Origin of the sequence: Bartonella sp. AP331QHHD, from assembly GCF_042195905.1 — a bacterium.
GTDB lineage: Bacteria > Pseudomonadota > Alphaproteobacteria > Rhizobiales > Rhizobiaceae > Bartonella.
Map to the genome: position 1 here is coordinate 1 of NZ_JBHIPG010000037.1, position 1,649 is coordinate 1,649.

Consider the following 1,649-nt stretch of genomic DNA (forward strand, 5'->3'; position numbering starts at 1 on the left):
GGATGCTTTGGACAAGTGTAATCAAGAATTTGACCAAATAGCAGGAAGTCCACAGGTAGAGACTCCCTTTTGGTTTACAGAGTCACATTATACAAAAAAACGCAATAAAGTCAATATGTTGTTTGCAATTATTTTATATGAATCCACTCAAGAATCCATCTTTTTATACGTGATTCATTTGATCATTTTTTATATAAGATTGCCATGTATGAATAGACCATAAAAAGCAAATCATGACGTGAATATTATAACGCATGTGTGTATTCAAATAAAATGAAAAGCCGATATCATTCATAACAGTTTATAAATTTTATGATATGTTTTTATCACTCAAAATCGCATTGTTTAAAATTTAGTTGTTTGGAATTATCGATAACATACGTTTAAAGATCACATCTTGTTTTAATGATTGGATTGTTAATCGCATGATAAAAACATAAAATTACAGTTTTCAAAATTGAGAAGCGTAAAATCTAAAAATGCTATAGCAATATCTTATTACCTNTAAAATTACAGTTTTCAAAATTGAGAAGCGTAAAATCTAAAAATGCTATAGCAATATCTTATTACCTATAGAGGGTAATCGTTTGAAACTGTTATAAGATAAATTGTACCAAAAGATACGCATTTATAGAAAATAGAGATCATATAATTTTTCCCAAAATTGGGAAAAACCTCTAAAATGGCATTAAAGAAATTAACTGTTTGAACCTGTCATAAGCTTATAGGTTTAATTTAAAAAATTGCATAAAAGGATTAAGGATAAAATCGCTTTTAAAACGCTTACTAAAAGTTAAAAAAACGATAAAGAGGTATTTTATATCTTATGAAATGAAAAGCCTTTTAATGAATAGATTGCAGACTAGTTTTTAAGAACGGAATTATTCGCTTCCACAAAAAAATGGAGGCGGGTAATACCATAGCAGTAAAATACTATTTTACCTTAGATATGGTACTAAAAAACGTTTTAAAAGTTACCATTTAAAAGTACAGAGCACAAATATAGAGCGATTAATTTGCAAAGAAGTTCTGTTTAAAAGAAACTTATGAAAGCCTTTCTAAATGAACGTTTAAACATTTGAAACAGATGTTTATAACAGTTTTTAAAGCCTTGCGTTTGATAAAAGCGGTTATTTATTTGTCTTATGAGAGATTGTTTTGAAAACCAATACTCGTAAATGTAAAAAACGAGTTTTGTTAAAGCTAACAAGCGTTTTGATTTTATAGAATGCGTTATGTGAATTCACTCAGCTCGATTTTGAGCTTAGTATATTGAAACGTTTTAAAAGAAGCATCATGATCATGGGCTTTGTTTTCAATGAATCTCTTTAAAAGATAAAGACGTTATGATTAATACGTTTGAGAGAAACAAAAAGCATTTATAGGCTCTCCCATTCAAAAGAGTGATTAAAGATCATACGCATCATTTACATTCCTTTTGATAAGTTTTCATATCTCAATAGAGCGCTTGCAATATAATACGTTTTGTATATATGCATTCATTACTCCATTGTGGATGATTATTTTTCTATCATTATAATCGTTATTTGAAAGCCGCGTCATATCACTTGACACGGCTTTTTTTATGTTACTCTCTCTTTTATGATATGTTTATAGCAATGCATTTTATATGCGTTTATACACCATAA

General features: G+C 28.4%; 1 pseudogene. It reads left to right on the top strand.

From position 1 onward, the window contains the following. A pseudogene (locus tag ACFIMS_RS04960) lies at positions 1-223 on the top strand (hypothetical protein); the annotation flags it as partial. Positions 224-1,649 lie beyond the last annotated feature (1,426 nt).